Source organism: Burkholderia sp. AU33803, from assembly GCF_002223095.1.
In the GTDB taxonomy this organism is placed as follows: Bacteria; Pseudomonadota; Gammaproteobacteria; order Burkholderiales; family Burkholderiaceae; genus Burkholderia.
The window spans coordinates 877,100-892,618 of the sequence record NZ_NKFJ01000005.1 but is presented as its reverse complement, the minus strand read 5'-3'; the positions used below and the strand labels follow the sequence as shown (position 1 = coordinate 892,618).

The 15,519-nt window shown below is 66.3% G+C and carries 16 protein-coding genes; 4 read left to right on the top strand and 12 right to left on the bottom strand.

The window, feature by feature from the left end; all coding sequences use genetic code 11:
* Positions 1 to 147 precede the first annotated feature (147 nt).
* The 5 genes from CFB41_RS15960 to CFB41_RS38620 form a co-directional block, all read right to left on the bottom strand.
* Positions 148 to 1,266, bottom strand: coding sequence for a polyamine ABC transporter substrate-binding protein (locus tag CFB41_RS15960; RefSeq protein ID WP_089441193.1), 1,119 nt, complete (start codon positions 1,264 to 1,266; stop codon positions 148 to 150).
* A gap of 62 nt (positions 1,267 to 1,328) precedes the next feature.
* On the bottom strand, positions 1,329 to 2,771 hold the full coding sequence (locus tag CFB41_RS15955) for an aspartate aminotransferase family protein (protein WP_089457055.1): 1,443 nt from the start codon (positions 2,769 to 2,771) through the stop codon (positions 1,329 to 1,331).
* A gap of 37 nt (positions 2,772 to 2,808) precedes the next feature.
* Complete coding sequence (locus CFB41_RS15950; RefSeq protein ID WP_089441191.1) at positions 2,809 to 4,146, bottom strand: glutamine synthetase family protein; 1,338 nt, start codon at positions 4,144 to 4,146, stop codon at positions 2,809 to 2,811.
* A 27-nt stretch (positions 4,147 to 4,173) separates the two neighbouring features.
* A complete protein-coding gene (locus CFB41_RS15945; protein ID WP_089441190.1) occupies positions 4,174 to 4,959 on the bottom strand; it encodes a gamma-glutamyl-gamma-aminobutyrate hydrolase family protein in 786 nt (261 codons plus the stop codon).
* Positions 4,960 to 5,242: 283 nt separating this feature from the next.
* Complete coding sequence (locus CFB41_RS38620; RefSeq protein ID WP_043184603.1) at positions 5,243 to 5,428, bottom strand: hypothetical protein; 186 nt, start codon at positions 5,426 to 5,428, stop codon at positions 5,243 to 5,245.
* Between the two features lie 455 nt (positions 5,429 to 5,883).
* On the opposite strand from CFB41_RS38620, the gene CFB41_RS15935 reads away from it, so the two are divergent.
* Both CFB41_RS15935 and CFB41_RS15930 read left to right on the top strand, forming a co-directional pair.
* Positions 5,884 to 6,435 (top strand): cupin domain-containing protein, encoded by a 552-nt coding sequence (locus CFB41_RS15935; protein ID WP_089441340.1) that lies wholly within the window; start codon positions 5,884 to 5,886, stop codon positions 6,433 to 6,435.
* A 96-nt stretch (positions 6,436 to 6,531) separates the two neighbouring features.
* Positions 6,532 to 8,022, top strand: coding sequence for an aldehyde dehydrogenase (locus CFB41_RS15930; protein ID WP_089457054.1), 1,491 nt, complete (start codon positions 6,532 to 6,534; stop codon positions 8,020 to 8,022).
* Positions 8,023 to 8,086: 64 nt separating this feature from the next.
* On the opposite strand, the gene CFB41_RS15925 is transcribed toward CFB41_RS15930, so the two are convergent.
* Positions 8,087 to 8,287, bottom strand: a complete 201-nt coding sequence (locus CFB41_RS15925) for a heavy-metal-associated domain-containing protein (RefSeq protein WP_089457053.1) — start codon at positions 8,285 to 8,287, stop codon at positions 8,087 to 8,089.
* Between the two features lie 349 nt (positions 8,288 to 8,636).
* Between CFB41_RS15925 and CFB41_RS15920 the strand changes: the two genes are divergently transcribed.
* Positions 8,637 to 8,969 (top strand): cupredoxin domain-containing protein, encoded by a 333-nt coding sequence (locus CFB41_RS15920; protein ID WP_089441187.1) that lies wholly within the window; start codon positions 8,637 to 8,639, stop codon positions 8,967 to 8,969.
* Positions 8,970 to 8,981: 12 nt separating this feature from the next.
* Positions 8,982 to 9,818 carry an FTR1 family protein gene (locus CFB41_RS15915; RefSeq protein WP_089441186.1) on the top strand — a complete coding sequence of 279 codons (837 nt, stop codon included), beginning with the start codon at positions 8,982 to 8,984 and terminating at the stop codon, positions 9,816 to 9,818.
* Between the two features lie 122 nt (positions 9,819 to 9,940).
* On the opposite strand, the gene CFB41_RS15910 is transcribed toward CFB41_RS15915, so the two are convergent.
* From CFB41_RS15910 to CFB41_RS15885, 6 genes are all read right to left on the bottom strand, one after another.
* On the bottom strand, positions 9,941 to 10,159 hold the full coding sequence (locus CFB41_RS15910) for a hypothetical protein (RefSeq protein ID WP_011353435.1): 219 nt from the start codon (positions 10,157 to 10,159) through the stop codon (positions 9,941 to 9,943).
* Positions 10,159 to 10,635, bottom strand: a complete 477-nt coding sequence (locus tag CFB41_RS15905; protein ID WP_089457052.1) for a hypothetical protein — start codon at positions 10,633 to 10,635, stop codon at positions 10,159 to 10,161. Before CFB41_RS15905 ends, CFB41_RS15910 begins: the two co-directional genes overlap by 1 nt.
* Positions 10,636 to 10,694: 59 nt before the next feature.
* Complete coding sequence (glmS, locus tag CFB41_RS15900) at positions 10,695 to 12,512, bottom strand: glutamine--fructose-6-phosphate transaminase (isomerizing) (protein ID WP_089457051.1); 1,818 nt, start codon at positions 12,510 to 12,512, stop codon at positions 10,695 to 10,697.
* Positions 12,513 to 12,562: 50 nt separating this feature from the next.
* Positions 12,563 to 13,924 (bottom strand): bifunctional UDP-N-acetylglucosamine diphosphorylase/glucosamine-1-phosphate N-acetyltransferase GlmU, encoded by a 1,362-nt coding sequence (gene glmU / locus CFB41_RS15895; protein WP_089457050.1) that lies wholly within the window; start codon positions 13,922 to 13,924, stop codon positions 12,563 to 12,565.
* Positions 13,925 to 14,058: 134 nt separating this feature from the next.
* Positions 14,059 to 15,054 carry a tRNA 2-thiocytidine(32) synthetase TtcA gene (gene ttcA / locus CFB41_RS15890; RefSeq protein ID WP_089457049.1) on the bottom strand — a complete coding sequence of 332 codons (996 nt, stop codon included), beginning with the start codon at positions 15,052 to 15,054 and terminating at the stop codon, positions 14,059 to 14,061.
* Positions 15,051 to 15,455: a dihydroneopterin aldolase gene (locus CFB41_RS15885; protein WP_089457048.1), complete on the bottom strand. Its 405-nt coding sequence runs from the start codon at positions 15,453 to 15,455 to the stop codon at positions 15,051 to 15,053. The genes ttcA and CFB41_RS15885 overlap by 4 nt, the downstream gene beginning before the upstream one ends.
* Between the last annotated feature and the right edge of the window lie 64 nt (positions 15,456 to 15,519).

The following is a 15,519-nucleotide window of genomic DNA, read 5'->3' as shown; positions in this document are numbered from 1 at the left end:
TCCCCGCGCGAGGTGCATGACGCGACTCACGGGCGACGGCTCGTGCCGGATGGAACAGTGCGCGCGGCGCGCGCGGGCGGACGGAGGTCCGCGGATCTCAGGCGGGCAGGCGAGAAGCGCCGCCTGCGCCGCCGGCATTCAGGTCGATCAGTGGCCGGTCTTCAATTGGGCCCACAGACGGTTCTCGAGGCGCAGGATGTCGGCCGGCATCGGCTTCATCAGCACCATCTTCTTCAGCACGTCTTCAGGCGGGTAGACGGTCGGGTCCTGCGCGACGGCCGGCGTGACGAACTGGTGCGCAGCCTTGTTCGCGGTCGGGTAGAACACCGTGTTGGTGATCGCCGCGTTGACCTTCGGATCGGACACGTAGTTGATCCACTTCAGTGCGGCTTCGGGGTGCGGCGCATCCTTCGGGATCACCATCACGTCGAACCACAGCAGGCCGCCTTCCTTCGGGTTCGAGAACTTGATGTCGTACGAACGCTTCGCTTCCGACGAGCGGCGGTGCGCGATGCCGACGTCGCCCGACCAGCCGAGCGCGACGCACACGTCGTTGTTCGCGAGGTCGTTGATGTAGCCGGACGAGTTGAACTGGGTGATGTACGGGCGGACTTTCTTCAGGACTTCGAACGCAGCCTGGTAGTCGCCGGGATTCTTGCTGTTCGGGTCCTTGCCCATGTATTGCAGCGTGGCGGCAAACACGTCGACGGCCTGGTCGAGGAACGACACGCCGCAGCCCTTCAGCTTTTCCATGTTGGCCGGGTCGAACACCAGTGCCCAGCTGTCGACCGGCGCCTTGTCGCCGAGCGCCTTCTTCACCGCCTGCACGTTGTAGCCGATGCCGTCCGTGCCGTAGGCCCAGGGCACACCGTACTGGTTGCCCGGATCGGCGTCCGAGATCATCTTCATCAGCAGCGGGTCGAGGTTCGCGAGGTTCGGCAGCTTCGACTTGTCGAGCTTCTGGTACACGCCGGCCTGGATCTGCTTGGCCATGTAGTTCGACGTCGGCACGACGATGTCGTAGCCCGAACTGCCGGCCAGCAGCTTCGCCTGAAGCGTGTCGTCGCTGTCGTAGTTGTCGTACTTGACGTGGATACCCGTCTGCTTCTGGAAGTTCGGGATCGTGTCGGGTGCGATGTAGTCGGACCAGTTGTAGACGTTCAGCTCGTCGGCCGCGTGTGCCGTCGGGCTGGCGACCGACGTGAACGCGGCCGCGGCGGCAAGGGCGGCAACGGAACAGGCTTGGCGAAGAAAGCAGGCACGCATGGTGGAATTCCCCTGGTTATGGCGGCGTGCGGCGCCCGCCGCACGCCTGTAGGCAAAAACCGTTACGAAATACCCAGTTGCTGGGCGGTTGCATCGACTGCTTTTTTCGCCTTCGATACGAGTTCATCGATTTCCGGACGCGAGATCACGAGCGGCGGCGACAGCAGCATCCGGTCGCCGGTCGCGCGCATGATCAGGTTGCCGTTGAAGCAGAAGTCGCGGCAGATCGTGCCGACGTCGCCGCCGTTCGCGAAGCGGCGGCGTTCGGCCGGCGCTTCGGCGAGCTGCAGGCTCGCGACGAGGCCGTGGCCATGCACTTCGCCGACGATCGGGTGACGCGCGAAGGTTTCGCGCATCAGCGCCTGGAAGTACGGGCCCGTGTCGTTCTTCACGCGCTCGACGATCCCTTCGTCGCGCAGCAGCTTCAGGTTCGCGACCGCGACGGCCGCCGCGACCGGGTGGCCCGAGTACGTGAGGCCGTGGTTGAATTCGCCGTTGTCGATGATCGGCCGCGCCACGCGCTCGTGAATGCCGACCGCTCCCATCGGCACGTAGCCCGACGTGAGGCCCTTGGCCATCGTGATGAGATCGGGTTCGAAACCGAAGTGCTGGTGGGCGAACCATTCGCCGGTGCGGCCGAAGCCGCCGATCACTTCGTCGGCCACCAGCAGGATGTCGTACTTGCGGCAGATCCGCTGGATTTCCGGCCAGTACGTCGACGGCGGGAAGATCACGCCGCCCGCGCCCTGGAACGGCTCGCCGATGAACGCGGCGACGTTCTCCGCGCCGAGTTCGAGGATCTTCGCTTCGAGCTGCTGCGCACGCGCCAGGCCGAACGCTTCCGGCGTTTCGCCGGCCGCTGCCTCGCCGAAGAAATACGGCTGGTCGATGTGCACGATGTGCTCGACCTTCGACGGCATCTGCTCGTGCATGTAGCCCATCCCGCCGAGTGTGCCGCCGGCGATCGTCGAACCGTGATAGCCGTTCTTGCGCGAGATCACGTACTTCTTCTGCGGCTGGCCCTGCACGCGCCAGTACTGGTGCACGAGGCGCAGCACGGTGTCGTTGCCTTCCGAGCCGCTGTTGCAATAGAAGAAGTGGTTGAAACCGGCAGGCGTGACTTCCGCGAGCATCGCGGAGAGTTCGATCACCGGCGGGTGCGTGGTCTTGAAGAACGTGTTGTAGAACGGCAGTTCCTGGATCTGGCGATACGCGGCGTCGGCGAGTTCCTTGCGGCCGTAGCCGACGTTTACGCACCAGAGGCCGGCCATCCCGTCGATCACCTTGTTGCCGTCCGAGTCCCACAGGTAGACGCCGTCGGCCTTCACGATCACGCGGCTGCCCGCGCGGTTCAGCGCGCCCATGTCCGAGAACGGGTGGATGTGGTGCGCGGCGTCGAGCGCGCGGTATTCTGCGGTCGTGCGCGCCTGCGTCGCGCGCGGTGCGGCGGCCGTGGCGCTCGGTGCGGCCGGCTGGACCCAGGCTGATTCGTTGCGATACGTCATGTTTCCTCCGTGATTCCGGGTTCGGTCGGGTGCACGCTCAGACGTGCAGCAGCAGATGGCGGCGTTCCCACGAGCTGATCACGCGGAAGAACGCTTCGTATTCGGTTTCCTTCAGCGCGAAATACGCCTTCAGGAACTTGTGGCCGAGGATCTCGCCGAGCGGCTCGCAGGCGGCCATCAGCGTCAGCCCTTCCTCGAGGTTGCGCGGCAGCTGGTACGGCAGCTCGTAGCCGTCGCTGACGAGCGGCTCGGTCGGCTCCAGGCGCTGCGTCATGCCGAGATAGCCGGCCGCGAGCGTCGCGGCGAGCGCGAGGTACGGGTTGCAGTCGACGCCCGGGATGCGGTTCTCGATACGGCGTGCCGATGGGCCCGAGTGCGGGATGCGGAAGCCGACCGTGCGGTTGTCGTAGCCCCACTGCACGTTGATCGGCGCGGCCATGAAGCGCGACAGGCGGCGATACGAGTTGATGTACGGCGCGAAGATCGGCATCAGCGCCGGCGTGTATTTCTGCAGCCCCGCGAGGTAGTTGTAGAACATCGACGTCGCGCCGCCGGTTTCCGGCGACGTGAACAGGTTCTGGCCGGTTTCCTCGTCGACGATGCTCTGGTGCACGTGCATCGCCGAACCGGGCTCGTCTTCCATCGGCTTGGCCATGAACGTCGCGTACATGTTGTGACGCAGCGCGGCCTCGCGCACCGTGCGCTTGAACAGGAACACCTGGTCGGCCAGCGACAGCGCGTCGCCGTGCATGAAGTTGATCTCCATCTGCGCGGCGCCGACTTCGTGGATCAGCGTGTCGATGTCGAGGTTCTGCGCTTCGCAGTACTCGTAGATGTCCTCGAACAGCGGGTCGAACTCGTTGACGGCCTCGATCGAATACGACTGGCGGCCCGTTTCGGGGCGACCCGTGCGGCCGACCGGCGGGCGCAGCGGCAGGTCGGGGTCCTTGTTCATGTCGACCAGGTAGAACTCGAGTTCCGGCGCGACGACGGGCTTCCAGCCCTTCGCCTTGTACAGGTCGAGCACGCGGCGCAGCACGTAGCGCGGCGAGATCTCGACCGGCGAGCCGTCGAAGTGCACGCAGTCGTGGATCACCTGCGCGGTCGGGTCGACGGCCCACGGAATCAGGCGGATCGTCGACGTGTCGGGCACGCACACCATGTCGGGGTCGGTCACGCCGGTCAGCGAGCCGTCTTCCGGATATTCGCCGGTGACGGTCTGCACCATCACGGCTTGCGGCAGGCGCATCGATTCGCCGGACGTGAACTTGTTGCGCGGCGTGATCTTGCCGCGCGCGATGCCGGCCATGTCGGGGATGATCGCTTCGACTTCGGTAATCCGGTGCTGCTTCAGAAAATCTTCGATGTCTTGCATGTCTGTTCTCGTTGGTTGGGTCGGCGCTCAGGCGAGCGCGGCGGCCGTGGCACGCGTGCGGGCAGCGCGGCGGGCGCGGCAGGCATCGCCGAAGGCGCGGAAGATCGCGCTCGACAGCGGATCCTGCGCATGGCGCCATTCCGGATGCCACTGCACGGCGAGGGCGAAAGCCGGTGCATCGACGACGCTCACGGCTTCGATCAGCCCGTCCGGCGCGACGGCTTCGACGGCGAGGCCGGAGCCGAGCTGGGCGATGCCCTGCTTGTGCAGCGAGTTCACGTGCACTTCGTCGCGGCCGCCGGCGAGTGCGTGCAGCGTGCCGCCGGGCGTCAGGCGCACGACGTGCGCGGGGCCGTACTGCGTGTCCATCGGCGCGTCGTCGTCCTCGCGGTGATCGGCGAGGCCCGGCACTTCGTGCACGCGCTGGTGCAGCGTGCCGCCGCAGACGACGTTCAGCTCCTGGAAGCCGCGGCAGACGGCCAGCACGGGCACGCCCGCGGCAATCGCCGCGCGCAGCAGCGGCAGCGTGGTCGCGTCGCGGGCCGGGTCGTGCTTCGTGCCCGGCGCGCTCGGTTCGCCGCCGTACCGATGCGGCTCGACGTTCGAGTAGCTGCCGGTAAACAGCAGGCCGTCGACCGTGTCGAGTACGTCGTCGACCGACTGGCGCTCGCCGAGCGCGGGCAGCACCATCGCGAACGCTTGCGCGCCGTCGACGATCGCGGCGACGTATTTGTCGCCGACCGTATGCGACGCGTGTGCGCCGATTTGCGTGTGGTCGGCGGTGATGCCGACGAGAGGTTTCCTTCTATCCATGACGTCAATCAGTTATCCGGAGGGTCGTTGCGTCTTGCTTGCCGGATGTGGCGAAACGCCGGCGTGCAACGGCCCCGCAGCCTTGCGCAAGAGGCAAGGCCGCTGGTGAATGGGCGCAACGGGATGGCGTGGCGATCCGCGCTGCGCGCGACGATCAGGCCGTCGTTCGTTTCATTGCGACACGCGACGCGGCAACGCATGCGCGAACGCGTTCCGTCACCGCACGGACGATGCGGTTGGCGAATCAGCAGACGAAACGAACGACGTAAAGAAAGGAGAGGCGCTACGGCAGCAGCGACGCCACTTCGTCGGTGTCGACGGCGACGAATGCGCGTGCGGAAACGGCGTTGTGACGCCGAACGGAACGACGGGACAGGATGGTGTAGATCGACAGGTGAAGCAGGCGAGGACTATGCCAGCCGCAACTGCCGTCGTCGGAAGCGGACGCCGCGCTGCGCAAACTTCGCACATCGCCTCGATCCCACCTCACCAGAGGGCCACGGACTCTCACGATTACACTCGACTGGGTTGTTGAAAGTATTGAACACCTGACCGTTTCGACGCGCTGGGCGTTTAAAATAATCAAGGCGCCGGTTACGCGTTATTTACATTGATGGGCATCAATTTTTGCGTTGCAATAACGTTTTTTGCTGCCGATGAATGCTTGATGACGCTAACCTGAGAGCCAGCATATACGAGCCAAAAACGGCGTCAAATGTTTTTTAACGGTGTTGCATCAGGGCTTTCCCGAGCAGTGCGAACAAAAGATTCGTAAAAGGAATAACCGGCGCGGTGTTCATTATTTCGAACGCCTTTCAGGGTTTTCCCCGCTGATGTGCGGCATAAAGTGATTAGAATATTCAACGGCTGTCCACCGCGTCGTTTCACTTTGTCATCGCACTTATCGTGTCCGAAACCGAATCGATGTCCACCGAAGTCGCCGAGCGCCTGCGTTTCGTGCGCAACAAGCATGGCCTGTCGCAGCGCGAACTCGCGAAGCGGGCCGGCGTGACCAACGGCACGATCTCGCTGATCGAACAGGGCCGCGTGAGCCCGTCGGTCGGTTCGTTGAAGAAGCTGCTCGAATGCATCCCGATGAGTCTCGCGGAGTTCTTCACGTTCGAGCTGATCGAATCGCGCTCGGTCGTGTCGCGTCGCGACGAGATGCCCAACCTCGGCAACGACACGCTCGCGTTTCATCTGGTCGGCGCGAGCATGAAGGATCGCAACATGTGCATCCTGCGCGAGATCTATCAGCCGCAGGCCGACACGGGGCCCGAGATGCTCGTGCACGCGGGGCACGAGGGCGGGGTCGTCGTGTCGGGCCGGCTCGAGCTGACCGTCGACGGCGCGACATGGCTGCTCGACCCCGGAGACGGCTACTACTTCGAGAGCCGTTTGCCGCACCGTTTTCGCAATCCCAGCGCGGACCTGATCTGCGAGGTCGTCTCTGCCAATTCGCCGGCGACCTTCTGACCTTTCCCCGCGCGTCACTGCATTCGCTGCCGGCCGGCTGCGCGTCATGCGCAGCGGCGTGCCGCATCGCGAATGCCCAAAAACTGAGGCATCCTGATGAACAAGTTGACTTTGGCTGACTGGCAGGACAAGGCGGCGTCGCTCAAGATCGAAGGGCGCGCATTCATCGACGGCGCGTCGCGCGACGCGCACGGCGGCAAGACGTTCGACTGCGTGAGCCCGATCGACGGCCGCGTGCTCGCGAAGGTCGCCGATTGCGGCGAAGCCGACGTGAACGCGGCTGTGGCCGCCGCGCGCCGCGCGTTCGACGCGGGCGTATGGGCCGGGCTGAATCCGCGTGCACGCAAGGCCGTGCTGCTGCGCTGGGCCGCGCTGATGCGCGAGCATCTCGACGAGCTGTCGCTGCTCGAAACGCTCGACGCCGGCAAGCCGATCGGCGACACGACGACGGTCGACGTGCCGGGCGCCGCGTACTGCGTCGAATGGTTTGCAGAAGCGATCGACAAGGTGGGCGGCGAAGTCGCGCCGGCCGATCATCATCTCGTCGGTCTCGTCACGCGTGAGCCGGTCGGCGTGGTGGCCGCCGTCGTGCCATGGAACTTCCCGATCCTGATGGCCGCGTGGAAATTCGGCCCGGCGCTCGCGGCCGGCAACAGCGTGGTGCTGAAACCGTCGGAGAAATCGCCGCTGACCGCGATCCGCGTCGCGCAACTCGCGTATGAGGCCGGCATTCCCGCCGGCGTGTTCAACGTCGTGCCGGGCGCGGGCGAGCCGGGCAAGCTGCTCGCGCTGCATCGCGACGTCGACTGCATCGCATTCACGGGCTCGACGGCGGTCGGCAAGCTGATCATGCAGTACGCCGCGCAGTCGAACCTGAAGCGTGCGTGGCTCGAGCTCGGCGGCAAGTCGCCGAACATCGTGCTGCCCGATTGTCCCGATCTCGACCGCGCGGCACAGGCGGCTGCCGGTGCGATCTTCTACAACATGGGCGAGATGTGCACGGCAGGCTCGCGCCTCCTCGTGCATCGCGACATCAAGGACGCGTTCATCGAGAAGCTCGTCGCGGCCGCACGCGCGTACGTGCCCGGCAATCCGCTCGATCCCGCGGTGTCGATGGGCGCGATCGTCGACGGCATCCAGCTCGAGCGCGTGCTCGGCTATATCGAGGCCGGGCGCAGCGAAGGCAGGCTCGTCACGGGCGGTGCGCGCGTGAAGGAGGAAACGGGCGGTTTCTACGTGGAGCCGACGGTGTTCGAGGTGAAGCCGGATGCGAAGATCGCGCGCGAGGAGATCTTCGGGCCCGTGCTGTCGGTGATCGTGTTCGACGATGTCGACGAAGCGGTGCGGATCGCGAACGACACCGAATACGGGCTGGCGGCGGCCGTGTGGACGTCGAACCTGACGACCGCGCACGACGTGTCGCGCCGGCTGCGTGCGGGCACCGTCTGGGTGAACTGCTACGACGAGGGCGGCGACATGAACTTCCCGTTCGGCGGCTACAAGCAGTCGGGCAACGGCCGTGACAAGTCGCTGCATGCGCTCGAGAAATACACCGAGCTGAAGTCGACGCTGATCCGGCTGCGCTGACGCGCAATCGGGCGCGGGCGCGGCGCCGGTTGGCGGTGTGCCCGCGGGTCGCGGCGCGCGGGCGTTATGCGGCGCGCAGCGCGGGGTGGAAGCCGGCGGCTTCGATGATCGACTGCACGCGCTCGGCGCCTTGCGCCGATTCGACCTTGACGAGCTTCGCCGCGACGTCGATGTCGAGCTTCGCGGCGGGATCGGCGGCCGTCACCGCGCGCGTGATGGCGTTGGCGCAGCCGCCGCAGGTCATGTCCTGGACTTCGAATTCCATCGTGTTCTCCTGAGTTGACGATTGACAAGCATCGACAGCATGAAGCTTGCCACGGTGGGAAGGTCAAGCGTACGCGTGTTGCCGGAAATCCGTGTCGCGGCCTCGCTGCAGCGTCAGACGGTTGTAAACATGAAGTCTGATGAATCGCGAGCGTGCCTTTGACGTCATTCCGAATTTATCCCGATTGACGGCGAAGCGTGCTGGCGCACACGGGGCGGATGCCTTGCCGGGCAACGCGCGACGACGATCCGTGAAGCGTGATCACCATGTTGCCAGTAAGGGTACGCGAGTTGAAAATGCGAATCGATCTTAGTATCGGTTCCCTTCGATATTTCAATTCGTTACTGTCATGAACCGTTTTGCTTTCGGCTTCGCGCTGGCCCTGCTGGGCGCATCGGCCACGTCCGCATTCGCGGCCGACGATGTCGTCAACCTGACCCTGAAGGACCACAAGTTTTCGCCCGATGGCGTGACGATCCCGGCCGGCAAGAAGGTGAAGTTCGTCGTGAAGAACCTCGACGCGACGCCCGCAGAATTCGAGAGCGACGACTTCAAGGCGGAGAAGGTCATCCCGGCCGGCAAGTCGGTGGAAATCATGGTCGGGCCGCTGAAGGCTGGCACGTACGAATTCCACGACGAGTATCACGAAGCGCAGTCGAAGACGCACCTGACCGTCAAATAAGCCGATATCGCCATGTTGTCTACTGCCCTGATCGTCTTTCGTGAAGTGCTCGAGGCCGCGCTGGTGGTGTCGATCGTGATGGCCGCCACCAAGGGCGTGCCGCGGCGCGGCTGGTGGGTCGGCGGCGGGCTGGTGGGCGGCGTGATCGGCGCGGGTCTGATTGCCGCGTTCGCCGACGTGATTTCGCAGTGGGCGTCCGGCATGGGGCAGGAGGTGTTCAACGCGGGCGTGATGTTCGTCGCGACGCTGATGCTCGCGTGGCACAGCATCTGGATGAGCCGGCACGGCCGCGAGATGGCGATGCAGATGACCGAGGTCGGACGTGCCGTCGCGGCCGGCAGCAAGCCGCTGACGGGGCTGGCGATCGTGGTCGGCGTTGCCGTGCTGCGCGAAGGCTCCGAGGCCGTGCTGTTCCTGTACGGCATCGCGGCGGGCGATCCGGGGCAGACGCCGCAGATGATCGTCGGCGGCCTGCTCGGCGTGCTGGGCGGCGCCGGGCTCGGCTACGGGATGTATGCGGGCCTGCTGCAGATTCCGCTGAAGCGCCTGTTCTCCGTCACCAACTGGCTGATCGTGCTGCTCGCGGCGGGGATGGCGAGCCAGTGCGTCGGCTTCCTGCTCGCGGCGGGCCTCGTGCCGTCGTGGGGCGACGTGATCTGGGATACGTCGTGGCTGCTCAAGGAAACCAGCATCGTCGGCAAGGCGCTGCATACGCTGATCGGCTATACCGCGCGACCGGCGGGCATCCAGATCGTCGCGTACCTTGCGACACTGGCCACCATCGTCGGGCTGGCACGGCTCGTCGGCCGGCCGCAGGCGGCCATGCGGCCGCCAAGGCCGGTGGCCTGAGTTGTCCAGGTGCGAATAAAAAAGGGGCGTTCATCACGGACGCCCCTTTTTTCATGTGCGGTTCGCGGCCGGCCCGTGCGCGGCCTCCACAGCCGCGTGCGGGTGGCGCACGCCGCCCTTGCTCAGCGGTGGCTGTCGATCCAGGCGCGAGCCCATTCGAGCCCCGCGTCCCGCGCGTCGTCCTCGGTGTCGAACACGCCGAGCACGCCGGATGCCTCGACCAGCTTGTTGTTCTGCGTGATCGTGCCGCTCGCCGCGAAGCGCTCGGGTTGCAGGATCTCGTCCTGCTGCAGGATCGCGTGCCCCCAGATCTGGTAGCCGTGATAGGTTTGCGCTTCCATTATCGAGCTACCTCCGCGGAGCGGCCGTGCGTGCCGACCTGCAGCACGTTGCCGTCCGGCGTGTATTGACGCGGGATGTTGGAGTAATTCAGTGCGTGCGGCGCATCGGGCGCAGCCGGCTGCATCACTGTCAGGCGTCCCGGTGCGGGCTGCGCAACGGGGCGCGGAGCGGCCGGCGTCCCGGCCGCGGGCGGACGGTGCGAATCGGTTTTCACGGCCTGCGCGACGCGGCGCTTGTGCGGTTTCGCCGCGGCTTTCGGGGTGGCGTTCGCGTGCTTCTCCGCGCTCTTGCCGGCGCGTGCGTCGGCGCCCGTGTGCGTGGCCGCGGTACGGGCATCCGGGGTACGGACTTCCGGCGCGTGGGCTGCCGGCTTCCGTGCTTCGGGCGGGTTCCAGACCTCGACGTAATGCTCGGCGGCCCAGCCCGTCGACGCGAACGTCAGCGCCAGTACACCGCATCCAATCAGTCTTACCATTGTCTCTCCGTCTGTCTCGGCGGCGCACACGTTGCTGGTGCGCCGACCGGTGCCCTGCCTTACTCCACCGTCACCGACTTCGCGAGGTTCCGCGGCTTGTCGACGTCGGTGCCGCGCGCGCACGCGGTGTGATACGCGAGCAATTGCAGCGGCACGACGTGCAGGATCGGCGACAGTTGCCCGTAGTGCTCCGGCATCCGGATCACGTGCAGGCCGTCGTCGTTGACGATCTGCGTATCGGCATCGGCGAACACGTACAGCTCGCCGCCGCGCGCACGCACTTCCTGCATGTTCGACTTCAGCTTCTCGAGCAGCGTGTCGTTGGGCGCGACCGTGACGACCGGCATCGCTTCCGTGACGAGCGCGAGCGGCCCGTGCTTCAGTTCGCCGGCCGGATAGGCCTCGGCGTGGATGTACGAGATTTCCTTCAGCTTCAACGCGCCTTCGAGCGCGATCGGGTAGTGCAGCCCGCGGCCGAGGAACAGCGCGTTTTCCTTGCGCGCGAATTCCTCCGACCACGCGATGATCTGCGGCTCCAGCGCGAGCACGCTGTTCAGCGCGGCCGGCAGGTGGCGCAGCTGCTTCAGGAATTCGGCTTCCTGCGCGGCATCGACGTGCCCGCGCAGCTTGCCGAGCGTGGCCGCCAGCACGAACAGCGCGACGAGCTGCGTCGTGAACGCCTTCGTCGACGCGACGCCGATCTCGGTGCCCGCGTGCGTCAGGAACTGCATTTCGGTGAGGCGCACCATCGCGCTCGTCGCGACGTTGCAGACGGCGAGCGTATGCGTATGGCCGAGCGACTGCGCGTGCTTGAGCGCGGCGAGCGTGTCGGCCGTCTCGCCCGATTGCGAGATCACCAGCACGAGCTGGCGCGGGTTCGGCACCGATTCGCGGTAGCGGTATTCGCTCGCGATCTCGACCTGGGTCGGAATCTTCGCAATCGATTCGAGCCAGTACTTCGCGGTGAGGCCCGAGTAGTAGCTCGTGCCGCACGCGAGGATCAGCAGGCTGTCGATGCCAGCGAACGCGGCGGGCGCGGCGTCGCCGAACAGCGTCGCGTCGAACGCGTCCGCCTGCGGCACGGTATCGCTGATCGCGCGCGGCTGCTCGAAGATTTCCTTCTGCATGAAGTGGCGATACGGCCCGAGTTCGACCGCGCCGCCGTACGCGCTGACCACGCGGATCTCGCGCTGCGCGGTGGCGCCGTTGCGGTCGACGATCTTCACGCCGTCGAGCGACAGCTCACACACGTCGCCTTCCTCGAGGAACGTGAAGTGGTCGGTGCTGCCCGCGAGCGCGAGCGCGTCGGACGCGAGGAAGTTCTCGCCGTCGCCGTGGCCGACCACGAGCGGCGAACCCTGGCGTGCGCCGACGACGGTGTGCGGCTGGTCCTTGTGGATCACGGCGATCGCATACGCGCCGTGCAGCTGGCCCACCGCTTCACGCACCGCGTCGAACAGGTTGCCGCGATACAGGCTGTGCACGAGGTGGGCGATGACTTCGGTGTCGGTCTGCGACACGAATTCGTAGCCCTTCGCGCGCAGCGCTTCGCGCAGCGATTCGAAGTTCTCGATGATGCCGTTGTGGACGAGCGCGAGCGCGTTCGACGAGAAGATCGGGTGCGCGTTGTGCGTGACGGGCGCGCCATGCGTCGCCCAGCGGGTGTGCGCGACGCCGGTGGTGCCTTCGAGGTTTGACTCGCGCACCTGCGCGTCGAGATCGGCGACGCGTGCGACGCTGCGCGCGCGCTTCGGTGCGTCCGGCTCGAGCACGGCGACGCCGCACGAGTCGTAGCCACGGTATTCGAGGCGCCGCAAACCTTCGATCAGCACCGGAACGATATTACGCTGCGCAACTGCGCCGACAATGCCGCACATGAAATCTACCTTCCATAGGGAAGCGGGCGCCGTACGGCACCCGCGTGATGTTAACTTTTCTTCTTGACCGGGCGGACGTAGCCGCTCTTCGCGGTCTGGGTCTTCTCGTTCAACGCGAGCAGGCCGTCGGCCACGTCCTTCCAGATCGTCGTGCCGGCGGCGATCGTCACGCCGCGGCCGACACGCACGGGTGCGACGAGCTGCGTATCGGAGCCGACGAACACGTCGTCCTCGATCACGGTGCGGAACTTGTTCGCGCCGTCGTAGTTGCAGGTGATCGTGCCCGCGCCGATGTTCACGCGCGCGCCGATGTCGGCGTCGCCGATGTACGTGAGGTGGTTCGCCTTCGAGCCGTGGCCGATCACCGCGTTCTTCACCTCGACGAAGTTGCCGACGTGCGCCTCGTCCGCGAGTTGCGCGCCGGGGCGCAGCCGCGCGTACGGGCCGATCACGGTGTGCGCGCCGAGCTCGGCGCCGTCGATGTGCGTGAATGCGTCGATGCGCGTGCCCGCGCCGACCGACGCATTGCGGATCACGCAGTTCGCGCCGATCGTCACGTTGTCCGCGAGCGTCACGTTGCCTTCGAACACGCAGTTCACGTCGATCGACACGTCGCGGCCGCAGCGCAGCGTGCCGCGCACGTCGATACGCGCCGGATCGGCGAGCGTGACGCCCGCGACGAGCAGCGCATCGGCGATGGTGCGCTGGTGGATGCGTTCGAGCTCGGCGAGTTGCGCCTTGCTGTTCACGCCGAGCGTTTCCCATTCCTCGTCGGGCTGCGCGGTGACGACCTCGAAACCGGCCTCGATCGCGAGTTCGACGACGTCCGTCAGGTAGTACTCGCCCTGCGCGTTCTCGTTCTTCAGCGCGCCGAGCCACATCGACAGCTGGGCCGTGGGCGTGACGATGATGCCGGTGTTGATCTCGGCGATCTTCAGCTGTTCGGGCGACGCGTCCTTCTGTTCGACGATGCGCGTGACGAAGCCGGCCGCGTCGCGCACGATGCGGCCGTAGCCGGTCGGATTGTCGAGCGTGACCGTCAGAATCCCGTAGCGGCCTTCGCGCGCGGCGTCGACGAGGCGCTGCAGGGTCGACGCGCGCGTGAGCGGCACGTCGCCGTACAGCACGAGCGTCGGTTGCGCGGGATCGAGGAGCGGCAGCGCCTGGCGCACCGCGTGGCCGGTGCCGAGCTGTTCGGCCTGCACCGCGAACTGGACGTCGGGCGCGGCGACGGCGGCCTGGACCTGCTCGGCGCCATGACCGACGACGACGACGAGCCGGGACGGCTGCAGCGTGCGCGCGGTGTCGATGACGTGGGAGAGGAGCGGCCTGCCGGCCAGGGGGTGAAGCACTTTCGGCAGCGCGGAACGCATGCGCTTGCCGGTGCCTGCCGCCAAAATCACGATATTCATGGCGCGCGCTTGGGTCAGAGTTCGAAGCCGTCCATTTTAGCATGCGGCCCCTGTCGCTCCGGGCCTGTCGCGGCGGGGCGACAGCGCCGGAAAGCGGCCTTGCGGCCCCGTTCCGGCGGGTGTTCCGGCCCTGCTTACAGGTCGTCGAACTGGACGATCGAGATCGGTTGGGCGCCGCCCGGCGCCGCGCTGTCGTCGCCCGACGCGCACGGTTCCTCGTCGAACGCGATGTCGCCCTGCGGATCGGCCTCGCCCGTCGCGCGCAGCGACTGGAACGGGTACAGCGTCGTGTCCATCAGGTGCGACGGCACGACCTTCGCGAGCGCGTTGAACATGTTCTCGACGCGGCCCGGGAAGCGCTTGTCCCATTCGCGGATCAGCGCCTTCATTTCCGCGCGCTTCAGGTTCGGCTGGCTGCCGCACAGGTTGCACGGGATGATCGGGAATTCGCGCAGTTCCGCATACTTCTCCAGATCGGTTTCCTTCACGTACGCGAGCGGGCGGATCACGATGTTCTTGCCGTCGTCCGACTGAAGCTTCGGCGGCATCCCCTTCAGCTTGCCGCCGTAGAACATGTTGAGCAGCAGCGTCTGCACGATGTCGTCGCGGTGGTGGCCGAGCGCGATCTTGGTCGCGCCGAGCTCGCCGGCCACGCGGTACAGGATCCCGCGGCGCAGCCGCGAGCACAGCGAGCAGGTCGTCTTGCCTTCGGGCACGAGGCGCTTGACGATGCTGTAGGTGTCCTGGTTCTCGATGTGGAACGGCACGCCGACCTGTTTCAGGTATTCCGGCAGCACGTGCTCCGGGAAGCCCGGCTGCTTCTGGTCGAGGTTCACCGCGACGATGTCGAAATCGATCGGCGCGCGCTCGCGCAGGCGCAGCAGCACGTCGAGCATCGCATAGCTGTCCTTGCCGCCCGACAGGCACACCATCACCTTGTCGCCTTGCTCGATCATGTTGAAGTCGCCGATCGCCTGGCCTACCTGGCGCACGATCCGCTTGAACAGCTTGTTGTTCTCGTACGCGTCCTTCTGTTCGCGGCGCGTCAGCGCCGGGCGGCCGGCCGAGGCGGCGGGCGTGTCGAGGGTGGCGGCATCGGCCGCCGTGTCATTCATGTGGGGGGCGTTCATGCGCGCTCCTCGTCCTTGATGCGAAAGACTTCGACGCCGACGGCGTCGCAGTCCGGATAAGCGTCCGGTTTCTCGGTACGGACGCGTACCGCGCGCACGGCATCGTGCGCCAGCAGGCGCGCGGCGATCGCGTCGCACAGCGTTTCCTGCAGGTGGATGTGGCCGCGCGCCAGGCATTGCGTGACGCTCTGCTTCATCAGATCGTAGTCGACGATTTCATGCAGCCGGTCGTCGACGGGGGTGGACAGCGCGAGCGGCACGAACAGGTCGACATTGATGACGACGCGCTGCTCGCCGCGCTTCTCGTGTTCGAAGGCACCGATGTTGATGTGCACTTCGTAGTCGCGCAGGTAGAGCCTGCGGCAGTCCGCGAGGCGGGGGTGCAGGAGAGCGGAAAACATGGTCGTCCCAGTCAAATTGGCGTGCGCGCACGCAAAGCGGCGCGGGCGGCGGCGCTCAGGCCGC

Excerpts from the sequence above, each read along its gene's own strand:
- CFB41_RS15960 (WP_089441193.1), bottom strand. The coding sequence starts at position 1,266 with ATGCGTGCCTGCTTTCTTCGCCAAGCCTGTTCCGTTGCCGCCCTTGCC.
- CFB41_RS15955 (WP_089457055.1), bottom strand. The coding sequence starts at position 2,771 with ATGACGTATCGCAACGAATCAGCCTGGGTCCAGCCGGCCGCACCGAGC.
- CFB41_RS15950 (WP_089441191.1), bottom strand. The coding sequence starts at position 4,146 with ATGCAAGACATCGAAGATTTTCTGAAGCAGCACCGGATTACCGAAGTC.
- CFB41_RS15945 (WP_089441190.1), bottom strand. The coding sequence starts at position 4,959 with ATGGATAGAAGGAAACCTCTCGTCGGCATCACCGCCGACCACACGCAA.
- CFB41_RS15935 (WP_089441340.1), top strand. The coding sequence starts at position 5,884 with ATGTCCACCGAAGTCGCCGAGCGCCTGCGTTTCGTGCGCAACAAGCAT.
- CFB41_RS15930 (WP_089457054.1), top strand. The coding sequence starts at position 6,532 with ATGAACAAGTTGACTTTGGCTGACTGGCAGGACAAGGCGGCGTCGCTC.
- CFB41_RS15925 (WP_089457053.1), bottom strand. The coding sequence starts at position 8,287 with ATGGAATTCGAAGTCCAGGACATGACCTGCGGCGGCTGCGCCAACGCC.
- CFB41_RS15920 (WP_089441187.1), top strand. The coding sequence starts at position 8,637 with ATGAACCGTTTTGCTTTCGGCTTCGCGCTGGCCCTGCTGGGCGCATCG.
- CFB41_RS15915 (WP_089441186.1), top strand. The coding sequence starts at position 8,982 with ATGTTGTCTACTGCCCTGATCGTCTTTCGTGAAGTGCTCGAGGCCGCG.
- CFB41_RS15910 (WP_011353435.1), bottom strand. The coding sequence starts at position 10,159 with ATGGAAGCGCAAACCTATCACGGCTACCAGATCTGGGGGCACGCGATC.
- CFB41_RS15905 (WP_089457052.1), bottom strand. The coding sequence starts at position 10,635 with ATGGTAAGACTGATTGGATGCGGTGTACTGGCGCTGACGTTCGCGTCG.
- glmS (WP_089457051.1), bottom strand. The coding sequence starts at position 12,512 with ATGTGCGGCATTGTCGGCGCAGTTGCGCAGCGTAATATCGTTCCGGTG.
- glmU (WP_089457050.1), bottom strand. The coding sequence starts at position 13,924 with ATGAATATCGTGATTTTGGCGGCAGGCACCGGCAAGCGCATGCGTTCC.
- ttcA (WP_089457049.1), bottom strand. The coding sequence starts at position 15,054 with ATGAACGCCCCCCACATGAATGACACGGCGGCCGATGCCGCCACCCTC.
- CFB41_RS15885 (WP_089457048.1), bottom strand. The coding sequence starts at position 15,455 with ATGTTTTCCGCTCTCCTGCACCCCCGCCTCGCGGACTGCCGCAGGCTC.